Source organism: Ectopseudomonas oleovorans (assembly GCF_003052605.1).
GTDB classification, from domain to species: Bacteria; Pseudomonadota; Gammaproteobacteria; order Pseudomonadales; family Pseudomonadaceae; genus Aquipseudomonas; species Aquipseudomonas oleovorans_A.
This window is the reverse complement of the sequence record NZ_QASO01000128.1, coordinates 1-509: the sequence shown is the minus strand read 5'-3', so window position 1 is coordinate 509 and position 509 is coordinate 1. Positions and strand designations below refer to the sequence as shown.

Genomic DNA, 509 nt, shown 5'->3' with positions numbered 1-509 from the left:
GATTACAGATACGGCAGTCATACGGTCTACCAGATCGAGTATCACTTTGTTTGGGTGACTAAGTACCGATACAAGGTGCTCAGCGGTGAGGTTGCTGAGCGAGTGCGAGAGCTGGTGAGACAGACGTGCGAAGCATTTGAAATTCGGATTGTGAAAGGTGTGGTGAGCAAGGATCACGTGCATATTCTGGTGAGCAGTCCGCCGAATTTGGCGCCGAGTGAGATCATGAGGCGGATCAAGGGGCGTACGGCGAGCAAGCTTTTCGAGGAGTTTCCCCATCTGAAAAAGCGCTATTGGGGGCAGCATTTTTGGGCTCGCGGGTACTTTTGCGCGACGGTTGGGCAGATGACGGAAGAGATGATCAAGCAGTATCTGGAGCATCATTTTGAGCCGAGCCCGAACGATAATTTCAGGATGGAGCCTGACTGATCCGACGCGTCGTTCAGTCGACGCGTATCCGGACTTTCAGTCCGTAAGTCACTAACCCACCGACTTCAGTCGGTGGTTGT

1 protein-coding gene is annotated in these 509 nt (G+C 52.8%); it reads left to right on the top strand.

What is annotated here, in order from left to right; all coding sequences use genetic code 11:
• Positions 1-429, top strand: a 429-nt coding sequence (tnpA, locus tag DBO86_RS22620; RefSeq protein WP_146173169.1) for an IS200/IS605 family transposase, incomplete at its 5' end; no start/stop codon positions are given.
• Positions 430-509: the final 80 nt, after the last annotated feature.